General features: G+C 47.3%; 13 protein-coding genes. 2 read left to right on the forward strand and 11 right to left on the reverse strand.

Annotated features, from left to right (window positions below; genetic code table 11):
• Positions 1–407: 407 nt before the first annotated feature.
• The 7 genes from mglC to AB4111_RS30610 form a co-directional block, all read right to left on the reverse strand.
• Positions 408–1,427: a galactose/methyl galactoside ABC transporter permease MglC gene (gene mglC / locus AB4111_RS30580; protein WP_442035037.1), complete on the reverse strand. Its 1,020-nt coding sequence runs from the start codon at positions 1,425–1,427 to the stop codon at positions 408–410.
• A gap of 15 nt (positions 1,428–1,442) precedes the next feature.
• The gene (locus AB4111_RS30585) at positions 1,443–2,948 is read right to left on the reverse strand and encodes a sugar ABC transporter ATP-binding protein (RefSeq protein ID WP_442035039.1); all 1,506 of its coding nucleotides are present in this window, start codon (positions 2,946–2,948) and stop codon (positions 1,443–1,445) included.
• Between the two features lie 74 nt (positions 2,949–3,022).
• Positions 3,023–4,084: a galactose ABC transporter substrate-binding protein gene (locus AB4111_RS30590; RefSeq protein ID WP_036672480.1), complete on the reverse strand. Its 1,062-nt coding sequence runs from the start codon at positions 4,082–4,084 to the stop codon at positions 3,023–3,025.
• A gap of 162 nt (positions 4,085–4,246) precedes the next feature.
• Positions 4,247–5,419: a substrate-binding domain-containing protein gene (locus AB4111_RS30595; protein WP_442035041.1), complete on the reverse strand. Its 1,173-nt coding sequence runs from the start codon at positions 5,417–5,419 to the stop codon at positions 4,247–4,249.
• Positions 5,400–7,193 (reverse strand): histidine kinase, encoded by a 1,794-nt coding sequence (locus AB4111_RS30600; protein ID WP_442035069.1) that lies wholly within the window; start codon positions 7,191–7,193, stop codon positions 5,400–5,402. Before AB4111_RS30600 ends, AB4111_RS30595 begins: the two co-directional genes overlap by 20 nt.
• Positions 7,194–7,219: 26 nt before the next feature.
• Complete coding sequence (locus tag AB4111_RS30605; RefSeq protein ID WP_442035043.1) at positions 7,220–8,959, reverse strand: response regulator transcription factor; 1,740 nt, start codon at positions 8,957–8,959, stop codon at positions 7,220–7,222.
• 350 nt (positions 8,960–9,309) lie between these two features.
• On the reverse strand, positions 9,310–10,200 hold the full coding sequence (locus AB4111_RS30610; protein ID WP_442035045.1) for a tyrosine-type recombinase/integrase: 891 nt from the start codon (positions 10,198–10,200) through the stop codon (positions 9,310–9,312).
• A 169-nt stretch (positions 10,201–10,369) separates the two neighbouring features.
• On the opposite strand from AB4111_RS30610, the gene AB4111_RS30615 reads away from it, so the two are divergent.
• A complete protein-coding gene (locus AB4111_RS30615) occupies positions 10,370–10,570 on the forward strand; it encodes a cold-shock protein (protein WP_017690333.1) in 201 nt (66 codons plus the stop codon).
• Between the two features lie 100 nt (positions 10,571–10,670).
• A complete protein-coding gene (locus AB4111_RS30620) occupies positions 10,671–10,943 on the forward strand; it encodes an HU family DNA-binding protein (RefSeq protein WP_169480336.1) in 273 nt (90 codons plus the stop codon).
• Positions 10,944–11,238: 295 nt separating this feature from the next.
• Here AB4111_RS30620 and AB4111_RS30625 read toward each other — a convergent pair whose 3' ends face one another.
• The 4 genes from AB4111_RS30625 to AB4111_RS30640 form a co-directional block, all read right to left on the reverse strand.
• Entirely contained in the window at positions 11,239–11,883 is a 645-nt protein-coding gene (locus AB4111_RS30625; protein WP_442035048.1) for a Vat family streptogramin A O-acetyltransferase, read from the reverse strand.
• 140 nt (positions 11,884–12,023) lie between these two features.
• On the reverse strand, positions 12,024–13,097 hold the full coding sequence (tnpB, locus tag AB4111_RS30630) for an IS200/IS605 family element RNA-guided endonuclease TnpB (protein WP_442035050.1): 1,074 nt from the start codon (positions 13,095–13,097) through the stop codon (positions 12,024–12,026).
• A gap of 9 nt (positions 13,098–13,106) precedes the next feature.
• On the reverse strand, positions 13,107–13,505 hold the full coding sequence (tnpA, locus tag AB4111_RS30635; protein WP_442035052.1) for an IS200/IS605 family transposase: 399 nt from the start codon (positions 13,503–13,505) through the stop codon (positions 13,107–13,109).
• 380 nt (positions 13,506–13,885) lie between these two features.
• Complete coding sequence (locus AB4111_RS30640; RefSeq protein WP_442035054.1) at positions 13,886–15,871, reverse strand: CotH kinase family protein; 1,986 nt, start codon at positions 15,869–15,871, stop codon at positions 13,886–13,888.
• Positions 15,872–16,150 lie beyond the last annotated feature (279 nt).

Below are 16,150 nucleotides of genomic sequence, written 5' to 3' on the forward strand. Positions count from 1 at the left end.
ATCTAACCGCATTCAATTTAAATTCTTCGGTATACGTCTGAAATGTTTGTCCTTTTTTGGCCATAAAAATATCCCCTCCAGGTGTCACTTGAACCCTCATAATAACATGAAGGTTTTTTCAAGTGTCTACTTAAAGGGGATAATACCACTATATCCCGAGGGCTGGCTTTTTTGCTACTTTTTCATATAAGATGAACAAATTGTTTACACGATAACGTAGAGGACAGAAATAACCTGAAGAAGCGGAGCTAAAAGCTTTCTGAAAGAAAGCTACTTCGGAAGCATGCACCTCGCCTTTATCCCCGGATTTTCACTTCTTTAGAAGGGAATCAAAAAATCTGGGGATAACAGCGATCAAAAGGTTGTTCTGTCATCGGAGTGACTGGTGTAACCTCTTGAGGCTCATCTTATTTCTTTGCCATATACTTACGGATGTCAAAAGCCACAGCAGCAACAATGATTAATCCTTTGATAATCAATTGCCAGTACGGACTCACACCGATAAACGTCAGACCATAGTTAATGACCCCGAAGATCAGCACACCCGCCATAACCCCGGGTACCGTTCCAATACCACCCGCTGTTGATACGCCGCCTACCACACATGCGGCAATCGCATCCAGCTCATACATATTACCGTAATTGTTTGTTGCTCCACCTGTTCGGGCTGCCTCAAGCACACCACCCAGGCCATATAATGCACCCGCAATGGCATACAGGGCAACCAGGTTGCGGGCCACATGAATCCCGGATACATGTGCTGCCTGAATGTTACCGCCGATCGCATACATATTTTTGCCGAGACGTGTTTTGTTAAAGATCACCCAGCAAATTAAGGCCACCGCAATAGCGATGAGTACAATATACGGGATGGAATAACCCCCGCCCAGATCAATGTATCCAGAGCCAATGACGGTAAAATCGGGTCTCAATCCTCCGATCGGCTGTGACTGATTGGGTTCCGTATCGAAATAAATGGAGTTCAGTCCATACACGGCAACCATTGTACCCAGCGTTGCAATAAAAGGAGGCACATGTAATTTGGCGACAATTAGTCCATTGACCAATCCCACAAATAAACCCGCAGTAATCCCGACAAGGATCGGCAGACCCACCCATAAGTGGGGCAGATCGGGGAAGAAGCGGTTCGCATACTCATCAATTTGCAGCATCGATGCCGATACAACAGCCGTCAGACCAACCACCCTTCCAGCGGACAGATCGACCCCACCCGTGACAAGGATAAAGGCTGCACCGAGTGCAATAATGGCCCGTGTGGAGGATTGCTGTAAGATGTCCCGCAGTGTAGAGAAGGCAAGAAAATTCGGATCGGCAATAGCTATACCAATGATGAGCAGAATCAATACGATAAAGATGGCGCGTTGTGTTATATAATTTTTCACTTGATTGATCATCTGTGTGTTCATCTGTTTCCCTCCTGACTAAGCCATCCGCTGCTGCGCGGCCAGCCTCATAATATCCTGCTCTGTTGCCTCGGCTCCGTCCACAATTCCGGTTAGACGCCCTTCGCTCATCACCATAATGCGATCCGACATACCGAGCAGTTCGGGCATCTCCGAGCTAATCATGATAATGCTTTTGCCCTGACGAGCCAGTTCCGTAATAATGGTGTAAATCTCGAACTTGGCCCCCACATCGATTCCACGTGTCGGTTCATCCAGCAACAGAATCTCCGGATCGGTCAGCAACCAGCGGGCCAGCAGAACTTTCTGTTGATTACCGCCAGACAGGTTTCGAATCAGCGTGTTAACTGAAGGCGTCTTGGTTCTGAACTTCTGCGTCTGTTCCCGTGCTTCTTCCCGTCCCTTTTTCTCATCCAGCAAGCCCACGCGATTTTGGTAGCGCCCCAAACTGGCAATGATCGTGTTCTCATACACCGACAACACGGGGAATATCCCTGTAACCCTTCGTTCTTCCGTGAGCAACGCAATATTATGACGCTTCGCTGCTGCGGGGGAGTTAATCTTCACCTTGCGCCCATGAATCGAAATCGTACCTGAAGCGAGTCCGCGTAGTCCGAATAAGGATTCCATCAGTTCTGTCCGCTGTGCTCCAACCAAGCCACCAATGCCGAGCACTTCACCTTTTCGCAGCTCAAAGGATACATCACAAAACGATTTGGACTGGTTGGATGTCAGACCCTCGGCCTTTAATATCACTTCACCGGGTACGTTGGTCCGTTCCGGGAAACGTTCATCCAGATCACGACCCACCATGCGCGTAATAATCAGATCTGTCGTTAAATTTGCAGCATCCCAAGTCCCGACAACGAAGCCATCACGCATGATTGTCACTTCATCCGAGATCGTCAGAATCTCTTCCATCTTGTGCGAAATGTAGATAATGGACACACCCCGACTGCGTAGTTCATTAATAATGGCGAAGAGTTGCTCCACTTCCTTGCCTGTCAGGGAGGAGGTGGGTTCATCCATGACAATAACTTTGGAATTGAACGAGACCGCCTTGGCGATTTCCATCGACTGGATCTTGGAGACAGACAATGTTCCGGCTTGAGCCTTCGGATCAATATCCAGATTCAGGTCCTTGAACAGAGCCAGTGTATCGGTATACATCCGTTTCTCGTCCACCAGTATTCCCTTCATTGGAAAACGACCCAGCCAGATATTCTCCATCACCGGACGATGCGGGACCGGATTCAGCTCCTGATGAATCATGGATATGCCTTGCTGAAGTGCCGCTTTGGAATTCGGAATATCTACATCCTTTCCTTCGATGCGTATCGTTCCTTCATCCGGGTGATACATTCCGAACAGACATTTCATAAGTGTGGATTTGCCCGCTCCATTCTCTCCCATCAAGGCGTGAACCGTTCCCGGCTTCACTTTCAATGTGACCTGACTTAGTGCCTGCACACCCGGAAATGCTTTCGAAACTCCATTCATCTCCAGCAGGTAAGGTGACTCCATCTTGGTTCCTCCCTTCCATATGACCGGCAAAAAAGGGACGCTGCCCGAATGTCGGACGTCCCTGTCTCGTGCTGTTATTGGGCGTCGGCAATGTTGTCTTTGGTAATCTTTTTGTATGCAATCCAGACGTATTTACCATCGGTAATATCGTATTTGGTATTTTCCTTCGTTGGTGTTTCACCTTTGGCTAGTACGGAAGCCAGTGCCACCGTAGCTGCACCCTGATTCTTGGCATCATTGAGCACCGTGCCCAGCATCGTTCCATCCTGTAGAGCCTGAATGGCTGGAGCTGTTGCATCCACACCTACAACCGGCATCGATTTGCCATCCTTGAAGTATCCGGCTGCTTTCAATGCCTCAATGGCTCCCAGGGCCATGTCATCATTGTTTGCGAGAACGGCTTCAATCTTGTCGCCATGGGATGCCAGGAACGCCTGCATTTTCTCCTGCCCCTTCACGCGGTCCCACATCGCCGTGTCTTCCGCCAGCGCTTCCACTTCAATACCGGCATCCTGGATCGCCTGAACCGAATATTTGGTCCGAAGCTCTGCATCCTGGTGACCCGGTTCCCCTTTCAGCATGACGTATTGCAGCTTGCCATCGCCGTTTTTGTCTGCTTCCGGATGTGCTTTCCAGTAATCCACAATCAGCTGTCCAGAGATCGTACCGGACTCCTCCGCTTTTGCTCCTACGTAGTACACTTTATCCCACTTGTTCATATCTTCAGCTACGGGCTCACGGTTAAGGAATACCACTGGAATGTTCGCTGCCTTGGCCTTGTCAATGATGACACCTGCCGCGGTCCGGTCCACCGGATTCACGGCCATGGCATTGTATTTCTTGGACACAAACAGATCAACCTTTTCGTTCTGGGTTGGCTGTGCATTCTGGCTATCCACGATATCCAGAGTCGCAATGCCTTCCGCTGCTGCGGTCATCGCATTACGCACACCCGTCATGAAAGTATCATCGAATTTGTAGATGGCGACACCAATCTTGGGCGTTTCCGTCCCGGCTGCTGTTTGGCCTCCTGTATCTGTTCCCGTACTTCCACCTGCGCTGTCTCCACCGCTGCTGCACCCCGCCGCCACAACCATACATGCTGTAATCAACAGTGTCATCCATGTTTTCTTCATATCCTAATGACCTCCCCCAAGTTCATTCGGCTTCACCGATGTCTTTATTATGAAAGGGTTTACATTAAATTCGAATACAATATCTTCACCTGTTCTATCGAAATCTTCCTCAAGTTAAAAAACAGCTTAATTTCTTCATCCACCATTTGTTCCAGCATGCGTTCATTGTACAAAAGGAAACAACAGCTTCTGGTTATCCATCCAGAACATATTGTCTGTACTAACCAGCTTCGTCTCAAGTAGAACTCTCGCTTGCACCTGTTGATTGTTCAGCCGCGCAACGGCTTGATTCAATCCCAGATAACCTGCGCTATATCCATTCTGAACGATGAGTTGATCAAAGACCCCTTCTTGCAATTGCTCCAGTTGCTGTTGTTCACTGCCGAATCCAACAATTCTTACCTTGTCCGCAGAGTTGCGTCGATTCAGTTCATCAGCTGCTCCCAGTGAAGCCGGTTCCTGAAGAGTGATAAAGCCATCCACCTCCTGCTGGTCCAGCAATTGCTTCGCAGTCTGCCAACATCCATCCCGTGTATTACATATCGATTTGGGTTCCACTTGAATATTAGGATACTGCACCAGGACTTCCATAACCCCCTGCTCTCTCTGAATCAGGCCGGAATTAACGGGGTCTGGACCCAATAAAGCTACACGCCCTCGCCCTTCCAACAGCTCTGACATGGCCTGACCCGCCTGTCTGCCTGCCTCGACATTATCCATGGAGATGATACTGGTTATGCCTTTCATGGGAAATTCATCGTTAAGCACAATGACAGGAACAATGGTTCCATCGGAATTCGTTTTCTGTGCCTCCTGAATGATATCGCTTAGTGCCTTCTCACTCAGGGGATCAACCAATAGAGCTGATACCCCCTGCTTCAGAGCCAATGCGGCAGCTTCCACCTGAGCCTGCTCTCGTACACTGCGAGACAACGTTTGGCTGTTCGGATTTGCCTGTTTGACCTTCATCTGACTTCCATCAGCGTCTAGAGTGGCAGGCGTGTACACATGACCATCGGAAGGGTATGCTTCCACGGTAATCAGTTCCGCCCCACTCTCTTTGGCAGCCGCTTCGGCACCAAGCCGGATGGCTTCTGCAAGTTCGCCAGTTCCAGCTGGTGTAATCAGCGCAATACGTGGCGGTGATGCCGCAGCATCGGGACTCGATAAGCCACAGGCGCTGCATATGAGCAGACAGCAGCTTGCAGCTGTCAGGGTTACTAAACGACGTTTCCAAATTCCAGGGAAACTCGCGCCAATCTTTTGCCAAAATATACGGTTATTCAATCCTTTAACTCTATGGGCATCGTTTCTATTAGTCTTGTTGTCCATCATCAGGCTCGCCCTCCTTCTGCTGCGATTGAATGGGGATCCGAATCCAGACCGTGGTGCCTTCTTCCAGCTCACTTGCAAACTCAAGACCGTAGCCCTCCCCATAATAGAGCCGGATTCGGTCATGTACATTGCGTACCGCTACGCCTGAGCCTGCACCGCTTTTGACCACAGGACGGCCACTTAATAATCCCGACATCTGTTCTTCCGTCATGCCAACCCCATTATCTGTAATCCGAAACACCAGCTTGTTGTGCTCCCGATAAACATCGACCTCAATACTTCCTTCGTCCATGTGGTACTCGATGCCATGAACAATGGCGTTCTCAATCAGGGGTTGAAGCACCAGCTTTAATGTCAGGCATTCCAGGAGCGTCTCATCTGCCTTGATGTTAAAGTTGAATTTGCGCTTGAATCTCATCTGTTGAATCGTCAAATAATGCTGCGCATGCTCCAGCTCTTCCCTGACCGTGATAATCGTTTTACCTTGACTGAGACTAATGCGGAACAGGCGCGAAAGAGACGTGATCATCGTGATCACTTCCTCATTACGGCTCATGCCTACCATGCGCACCACGGAATTCAGCGTATTATACAAAAAATGCGGGTTGATCTGGGCCTGCAAGGCTTCCAGCTCCAGACGACGCTTCTGTTCCTGTTCATGGATGATCTCATCCATCAGGGTTCGGATTTTGTTGACCATCAGGTTGAAGCGACGGGATAGACGTTCCACTTCAAGCGGCCCAGTCGCAGGCAACTCCACGTTGAAATCCCCGCGTTCCACAGCCTTCATCTTGCGCTCCATTCGCCGGATCGGACGAGTCAGACTGGAGGAAAGAAACAGCGATACGAGAATGACCAGCACCAGCACAACGATCAATACACGAATGAGATATCCATTGACCTCCTGGCGCGTTGTCATAATCTCATCCAAATAGGCCACACCAACAATTTTCCACCCGATATTGGCAACGGACTTTACAGTATTCAGCCTTTTCTGTCCATCTGCCTCATCTTCATAACTGCCGGAAGCCACCAAAGCCTGTTCGATATTTTCGCTTTTGAGTCCCATATACATCAATTGCTGCTGCGGATGGTAGACGATATTGCCCGCGCTCTCATCAATGATATAGACATATCCCCGTTGCCCCAGACTGACCCGACGGCTCAGTTCATCCATCTGTTTGAAATTGATATCGACCAGCAGGATAACCTGCCGATCCTGACCATTTTGCCGTATCGTTATGCCTTTGCTCATGGAAACGACCCATTTATATGGGCCTGTGTACATGTTCTGAATATGAGGTAACGAGAAACTCAGGTGATCCGGCACACGAAGCGCAGACTGAAACCACCCTTGCTGTGTCACATGGGCACTCGGTTTTAGTTCGGCTGTAGGTCGGTTCTTGAGCAATTTTCCCGTGGAATCGAGCAGAGTAATCGAGATGATATCTTCACGACTGCTGAGCAGTGTGTCGAGTTGTTTGTCCACCAGTTCCCCCTCCCATGTCCCGTCACGCAGCATATGTTCCTCAATGGCACGGTACAGATGAGACATACTGCGCACGTAATCCTCCAGGTTATAACTGACCTGATCCACAATCTGTCTCGTCGTCAGTTCCGCACTTCGCTCGGCAGCCTGCGTGAACTTGTCATGCAGAAGCATCGCCATGATGGTCAGCACCAGAACGATGAAGACGGAGAAGGACCACGTAATAATAAACCGGATACTACTGACCCTGGACGAACGTAGACGAGAGCGCGCATGAACTCCCATGGATTTCACCCATCCGGCAAAAGATCTCATCGGAGTGAACCTTCACTCGCTGCCTGGGAAGCCTGTTTACGATATTCTTTGGGCGATACGCCAATATGTTTTTTGAAACAAAAACTGAAGTAATTGGGTTCAGCAAAACCAACCTGCTCCGCAATCTGAAAGGACTTCAGCTCTGTCGAGCGAAGCAGTTCACGGGCTGCCTCCATCCGGATCTGCATCAGGTACTGCAGGAAGGTAAGTTGCACTTCTTTTTTGAAAATGCCACAAAAATAACCGGAGCTGATATGCAAATGTCCGCACACCTTCTGAATGGACAGGTCCGGGTCGGCGTAATGCTCTTTGGTGAAAACTAACGCCTGCTCAACAATATCCTTGTATACATGCTGGCGACCACTGGCAATGCGATGTTGTACGAGTAGACAGACCTCCCGTACCTTCTTCTGTGCCTCTGTGAGGCCCGGAAGTCGGAACAGATCCGCATACAACTGGAACCCTGCACCAAAGATGTCTTCCATCTCTTCTCCTGATGCCTGTGCTGCCTTCCATACTGTTGTTAATACTTCAATCAGATAGAGCTGAATATCACTTCGCCCATGTTCCACTGTAATTTCCCGGAAAATGATCGCAAGTGCTTCCTCCAGCTCCACTTGTGTACCCGCCTTCAGGCAACGTGTCAGCGTCTGTTGCTTCAACTCGTCGAACCGCAGCTTGCCAGCCGTCTGCCGCTCTACATCCGCGATATATATGATAGAATCCGTTCCGGGCACAAGCCGATAATCCAATGCCAACAGGGCATCTTCATAGGCCTGATTCACCTCCGCAAGTGTATCCACAATCTGACCAGATCCCACTGTAGCGGGGATACGTAAGTAGTGATTGATGCTTCGCATCACATTTTCCAATGCCTTCTGTTGCCGCTTCGCTCCATCTATACCGCCCGAGCGATCCACATAGAGCAGGACAATCGTCTCCTGATGCATAAAGGCATGACCAGCCCCGTGTTCCGCCCAGACCTCTGCCGCAATGTTAAGTGCAGCAAAGCGTTTCAGTTCAGCATCTTCCGATTGACGTAATGAACTTCCGGGAACGAATATTTCAGACTGATGCTGATCCGCTTCCTCAGATGTTGTAAGGTTATGTCGCTGCGTATGCTCGTTGAATGCTCCCTCAGGTTTCTCCTTCTGCACATCTCCTTCCATGTGCAGTGTCAACACGGACACCCCATAGCGTTTTCCTGTCAGATCCAATCCGCATTGTTTGGCTTTACTATGAATATATGTCGAGGATTTCTGCCGATGGAGCAAGGTCGCCATCAGATCTGCCTGCAGTAATGGCAAGCTGGTATGGTAGTGCTCACGCAGTTGCTGCACATCTTCACGCTCGGCCACTTCAGCCGCCATCTGGGCGCGCAGTCTTGTGAGCAGTTCGGTGAGATGTCCTGCCGAGAACGGCTTCAACAGATATTCATCCACACTTAACGAGATGGCTTGCCTCGCATAATCAAATTCATCATATCCAGTCAAAATGACTACCTTCACAAGTGGATTTCGCTTCCTCAATCTTTGCGCGAGTTCCAGACCATTCATGAAGGGCATGCTGATATCGGTCACCACAATATCCGGCTCCACCCGCTCCGCCATCTCCAATGCTTCCCGCCCATTCTCAGCCAAACCGACAATCCGCAGATCGAGCGCTTCCCAATCGACCTCTACAACAAGTCCTTCGCGTACATCTTCTTCATCATCCACCAGCAGTACCCGGTACACGTTCGGATTCCTCCTTTTTATGATGGGCCGTATGCCCTAACAACTGATATATGTGTGACATTGTGAATCATTGGATTTCTTATTGCTCACCGAGTTTATGCCAAAAGCTAAGAGCTCATGTTAATCAGTCCCGAGGGTGCCATCATAATATACAATATTATCAGGGATATGTAATCGCTTTCTTCATTAGAGGGTAAGGCAACCCTGTCGGGCAGTGCCTAAGTGAAATGTGAAGGATAGTATATGAATGCTAAGGGTAGGTTAAAGTAATACAAACACGGGAATTTCGAAGAGCTTCTAATAAGAGGAGTTTTGATTCTAACTATCATTTCGATCCTTCATTCTTGTGTTCAACGATGACTCGTACTTAATGCTTTCACATAAATCATTGTCGTATCTGGATTGGTGTGTCCCATCATCTCCGCCAAACGGTGCAGTGGCGTATGCTCTGCCATGGCGTAGCCAAAACGATGACGCAGGTCGTGTGAACTCAGTCCTTCCAGCCCTGCTGCAATCATTACTTTTTTAATCAGATGGCGTAGTGCTCTCTCTGTTAAACGATCGTTTGTCTTCTCCGAAGGAAAAAGGTAAGCACGATCGATAGCATGATCAGATAAATACTGATTCAACATTACAATACACTGCATATTCAGAGGGATCTTACGCTGCCGGTTGCGTTTATCGGCTCTCACTGTCAGGTAACCACTTCGTCTACCAAGTTCGATATCATGCGGCGTGAGATTGCATACCTCCATCGTTCGCAAGCCTGTGTGAAACATAAGGGTCAGGATGGTCTGATCACGAAGGGAGTTGCCGTACTCCACTGCCGCGAGGAACGCCTCTTCTTCTTCGGATGTCATTCGGCGTGGACTAACTTTGTCTTCCGGAATGAATTTTAATGCTTTGGAAGGGTCATGATTGAGTCTGGATTCCAGGACAGCCCATTTGAAAAAACGCTTCAGCGTAATCAACCTGCGGTTAATGGTGGCTGGTTTCAATAGCATAACCTTGTGTGAATCTTCACGATAATTGACTAAAGTAGATGTATCTATGTCTTCAATTCGCAATGTAACCTTTTCCCCGAGCATAGTGCTTTCCTTGTACCATTCGATAAAGTGTTTCAGATCACTTGCATATTCCTTCACGGTTTTGGGATGCAATTCATCTTCATTGGCAAGCATATGAATGAATTCTTCTATCGTCGGTTCCCGCTGCACCGAAATCCCTGATGACTGATTCATTAGAAATTACCTCCAAATCTTGACTTATATTAGCGGACATGGTATTATAATATTAATCGATACATTAGCGGACATCAAGTCTGTGGTTTAAATGCACCAGGTGAGTGTCAATTTTTAATTATACTCGTCATAATGATCGGCTAAAAAACTTATTTTTTGGAGGAATCACATGCAAACAGGTACAGTGAAATGGTTCAACGCGGATAAAGGATTCGGCTTTATCGAAACTGAAGAAGGAACAGACGTATTCGTTCATTTCAGTGCAATTCAAGGTGAAGGTTACAAATCATTGGACGAAGGACAACGCGTTCAATTTGAAGTAACTCAAGGTAACCGTGGACCACAAGCTGAGAACGTTACTAAACTTTAATTATATGAAAGCTGCCTTATTAATAAGGCAGCTTTTTATTTACTCATAGGTTGTACAGCAAACAATTTCACACCCCAACAATGAAAGCGAGGTATTCCCCATGGATAAAGAACAATTGATCACAGAAGTAGCCAAGGCTGGCGGTTTCTCCAAGAAGAATGCTGAAAAAGCGGTAACCGTTGTACTGGACTCAATTCTTGAAGCTCTCAAAGAAGGTAAAGAAGTTCAACTGGTTGGATTCGGGAAATTTGAAGTACAGAAGCGTGAGGCAAGAACGGGAAGAAGTCGGAGAACAGGCAAAGAAATTCAACTACCTGCAGGTAAAGTTCCTGTATTCACAGCAGGTTTAAGCATGAAAGAAGCTTTAAATTAAACAACGCAACAACCCATTGAAAAGAGGTTTTTATTCAAACACACAATGATAATATGGATTTAAATGTCGTGTTTACTACCGTTGATGATATCATTAACTTTTATTCAGGCAAACAGACAAACACGGATCATGCAGAAGCTCATACTCATTTAAAGCCCCCATCAGTAAAGTCTGATTGTACCCTACGACCACCCACCCGCTAAACTAACATTTCATCTTGGACAACAAGAGGCCCTGATCCGCTCAAAACGGTCCAGGGCCTGATTTGCTTTGGTTAAATACACTTCCTACTGCCCTACTTACTGTTCAAAAGTCCGCGCAATATCTCTAGATCATATGTAGAGACCAGACGATCCAAATGCGTATCCAGCCATTCTTCATCCTGATCCCACCACTTCAATTCCAGCAGCAGTGCAATCGTTTCTTCATCAAAACGCTTTTTAACAGTCTTGGCTGGATTACCACCAACAATGGTATAGGGTTCAATGTCCTTCACAACGGTTGAATTGGAGGCAACGATTGCCCCGTCTCCAATCGTGATACCAGGCATGATCGTCACATTCTGTCCAAGCCATACATCGTTCCCCAGTATCGTATCACCCTTATATGGAAGCTGCTCGAGTGTAGGTGTCACGCGCTCCCATCCTCCACCGAAAATGTTAAAAGGATACGTCGTCATGCCCTCCATCCGATGATTCGCGCCATTCATAATGAATGTCACACCTTCCGCAATTGCACAGAACTTGCCGATAACCAGGCGATCACCAATAAAGTCATAATGATGTTGTATCCGGTTATAGAATTGCTCTGGCGGATTGGTGTTATCGCTATAATACGTATAATCACCGATGTCCACGTTGGAACGTGGCGGCAGGTTTTGAATGTAACATACGGTGCGGATATTCTCATTTGGGAAAAGTTTTGTTTTATCAGGAGCCATAGTGCATTCCCTCCTTTTCCCTATTGTAACAGATAGTGAACTACACACCACCTAAGAGGCGGGGTGCTTCTTGGTCAATAGAGCAACTGCCCCAAGTTTACCCAAGCTTACAGGTGAGTTCCTCACCCAATGTATGCCATTTAGTTGGCGAGTTGCAGTAGATTGAGGGCCGCATTTCGATCTCGATCATGTACGGTCTGGCAGGATGGGCACATCCATTCGCGCAAAGCCAGATTTTTTACCTCCACATTTTTGTAACCACAACTTGAACATAGCTGACTGCTAGCATAGTTCTTAGGTGCAATAATCAACGTTCGCCCATACCAAGCGGCTTTGTATTCGAGCATCGAGCGAAACATGCTCCACGAGACTTCAGATATGGCTTTAGCCAGCTTGTGGTTTTGCATCATATTCTTCACACGCAGGTCCTCCATGACGATCACTTGGTTATCGCGAATCATCCGGGTCGACACGTTGTGCAAAAAGTCCTTTCGCTGGTTTGCTATTTTCTCGTGAAGTCGAACAGCCTTTAGGCGTGCTTTGTCCCGATTTCGGCTACCTTTCTGCTTTCTGGACAGTTCTCTTTGCAGCCTAGCTAAACGTTTTTCCGAACGACGAAGGTGTTTAGGATTGGTAATAACGTCACCCGTCGATGGGATGGCAAAGTCTTTGAGTCCCAGATCGACGCCGATCTTGTTTTGGCTTCGTGGCAAAGGTTCAATCACGGTTTCAACCAACAAGGAAGCGAAGTATTTCCCTGACGCTGTCTTGGAAATGGTGCAGGATTTGATCTTTCCATGGAGGCAACGATGCATCTTCACTTTAATTCGGGTCTTCAGCTTAGGAATTTTAAGCTTCCCTGCTTCAATCGCTATGGTTCCATTTTGGTTATTCGTTGTGAAGCGATCACGTCGATTCTTCTTGCTTTTGAAATGGGGAAAGCCGACGGTTGGATCACGAAAGAAATTCTTATATGCTTTTTCTAAAGAAAGTTGTGTGTTCGCAAGAGCAAGGCTGTCGACTTCTTTCAACCACGAAAACTCTTTTTTATACTGCGCTGGTGTGTTGCGCAGCATCTTTTTCGTTTGTTTGTAATGCTCCATCTTGTCTCCCAGCATCTTGTTGTAGATGAAGCGAACAGAGCCAAAAGCTTTAGCTAGATATTGCTGCTGCTCTGGATTGGGGTATATGCGATATTTGAAGGCTTTTAGCACGTTTTCACCTCACTTCTCCCCTTGAGTTTCAATATACTTTCTTATGATTTCAATGGGTGCTCCACCCGTGGTCATCAGACAATAGCTCCTTGACCAGAAATACTCTTCCCACAGTTGACACCGAATGGAGGGAAACTCTTTTTTGATCAGTCGAGAGGAAGCACTCTTATATGCGTTAAGAAATTTGGAAATATCCGTGTTAGGGTGAGCCTTCATAAGAACGTGAACATGATCCTTGTCATGATTCCATTCTTGTAACGTGATGTTGTAATTGCACTGAATGTATTCGAATATCTCTTTCAACCTATTCGATATTTCATCACTTATTACTTTTCTCCGATACTTTACGACTAGAATAAGATGATAATGAAGCGAGAACACTGAATGATTATTAGAGTCTAATTCCACATATATCACAGCCTTTTTTATATTACGACTGAAAAATTATATTATAGCCTGGGCTAATCCAAAAGGGAAGACCGTTGCCATTCATCCTATCACTTTAGAAGTGAGGGAATTCTGACAACTTAGGGTTAAATTTCAAATGGACTAGGAGCTCTGTCGACACATCGGACAAAATAGCCGCAGATGCCTTGATCTGCTCTACCGACTTGAGCTGTTCATGAACAGCTCATGCCAAAAGCGAGGCCCGACATGGACGAGGCCGGATTTTGTTGTATGTTCGCTCCGTCTAGCCTGAAAATGCAGAGCAAAAAGGGATTCGATCTGACCATCGAATCCCTTCTCTCATTCTCCGTACAACAACGTTGCTCTGCAGGAGGTATTTCTTATTTGGATGTAAGGCTTACTTGTGCAGCGGTTTGATCCCAATCCACGGTCAATCCCAGACCTTCTGAGATGAAGCGAACGGGTACGAGTGTGCGACTGTTTTGGATGATCGCTGGTGCATCAATTTCAATTGTCTCCCCATTTACGGTTGCTGTGCTGCTTCCGATCTTGAGCACCAGAGTCTGATCATTCAGAACGGCTGTTACCGTCTTCGCCGTTTTGTCCCAAGTCACTTCTGCACCAAGTGTTTCAAGGATTGCATTCACAGGTACCATTACTCGGCCACTTTGCTCTAGCGGGTCCTGATCCGGGAATGTGATCGATTTACCATCGAGTGTTACGGTAATGGTTTTGTCACTTGTTCCGGATGAAGTATTCGAACCTGTCTCTTCCGCAGTCTCAGGCAGCGGCGTTACTTCACGCCCAAGTTGCTCTTGCAGATTCGCAAGGCGGTTCAGTGCAAATGTGGTTAGTGACCCAGCTGCCATAGAACCCATACCTCCTCCTCCACCGCCAAAGTTACCGCCAGGACGTGTCTGCGTATTGCCTGTGCTATCTGTTGTTCCTGTTCCCGTATTGCCATTCGGAGGTGTTGCTCCATCTGGAGGTGTCATTCCTTCAAAACCTTCCGGCGGCGTCATGCCTTCCATGCCCTCAGGTGGTGTCATGCCCTCAAATCCTTCTGGTGGTGTACCGCCCATACCACCTGCAACATCTGCATTGGCAGAATAAGCGATGTTGGATTCAAACTGTTCTGTCGTATAGAATTTCGTTGGATCTGCTTCTACATAAGGACGAATAATATCGGCAAGGTCAGTAATACGATTCTGAATGCCTTCCATATAGTCCGTCAGTTCATTGACGTAGCCCAAATATTTTTCCTTATACTCCGGCACAGCAAGCAGGTTGTTAATCATCGGTACATTTTCCATGCTAATGCCTAGTACGGGCTCATCCACAGATACCTTCGTTGCATTCATGTTGGTCGTGGTCGATCCGGTTGCCGTACCTCGTCCACCTCCACCCGAATACCCGTTGAAGGACATGTTGAAGTCCCAAGGCACAACCGTGAACTTGCCATCCGCATCACCGTAGAGCATGTAGTTATGTCCTTTGTCACCGCTATAGCTGTCATAGTTGCCAAAAACCATGTTGCCTGCAATATATTGAAGTGCCGAATCCACGTCCAGCACACTCTCGATATCACCCTTTTCGCCTTCTGGCATCTCGTTCAGCGTTTGGATGAAGGTTTTTAGTTTGGTTTTGTTCTCGTCCGTACCCAAATCTTCCGTGATCGTGCTATAGTCACTGCCTTCAGCATATTGCAAGTAACTCTTCTCATCTGTATCATAGAGCACGCCGTCCTCATAATCCTCACCGTAATTGCGTTCCAAGTAACTGTCATCTACGGCTTCAACCCCGGTGTAGAAACCTACCAGTTCGCCATTAACATACAGATTGACGTAGTTTGTCATCGGTACATCCATGCCAATGCTGCGCAGCGCCTCATAGTGAAGAACTTCACGCATGTACGATGGATCAGCGTAGTTGTTATTCAGCACCATTTTGTCCAGTCCAAGCAAGGTTTGTGTTTTATCGTATTTGTCGAACTTCAGTCTGAAGCTGTATCGATCCGAATCCTCCATTGAGGCTACGGCTTTCAAGGTCAGGTTCCCCTTGGTGGAGAAACCGACGTTGTCCAGCTTGTTGCCGTCCACTTCCACACTCACATTCTTGTAATCCTTATCGAGCGGGCTTTCGAGCATACTCTTCCAGTCTGCTTCATCAATCGTTACATTCACGTCAATGACGTTATCCGTCTGGAACAATGATTCATAAGCTTGCGTCGTCACGCCTGCACTTGTCGTTGTTGCTGTACTTTCTGCGGCAAATGCCGCATTTGGACCTGCCATCAGACCAAAAGATGACGTTACCATAGTCACGGACAATGCCGTTACTGCAACTTTTCGTAATAGTATATTCAAATGATGAATCCTCCCTCTTGGTTTCTGTTAAGCAACTGAGGCTTATGTAACCATGGTAGAGGACGAACCTTTAGTGAAACTTAAATAACGACCATAACAAAAAGTAGCCCATCAGGCTACATAAGTTGAACTATAAATGTTACACCTTATCACTCCGATTGCAGTACCATTTTCCGATCGCTCTTATCCCCAGATTTTCATCATTCCCTTTGTTTAAGGGGAAAATCCGGTGATAAAGGCGAACGCTACGCTTCTTCAAATTGGTTCTGCACTCTCCGT

The organism is Paenibacillus sp. 2KB_22 (genome assembly GCF_052115745.1).
Classification (GTDB): Bacteria; Bacillota; Bacilli; order Paenibacillales; family Paenibacillaceae; genus Paenibacillus.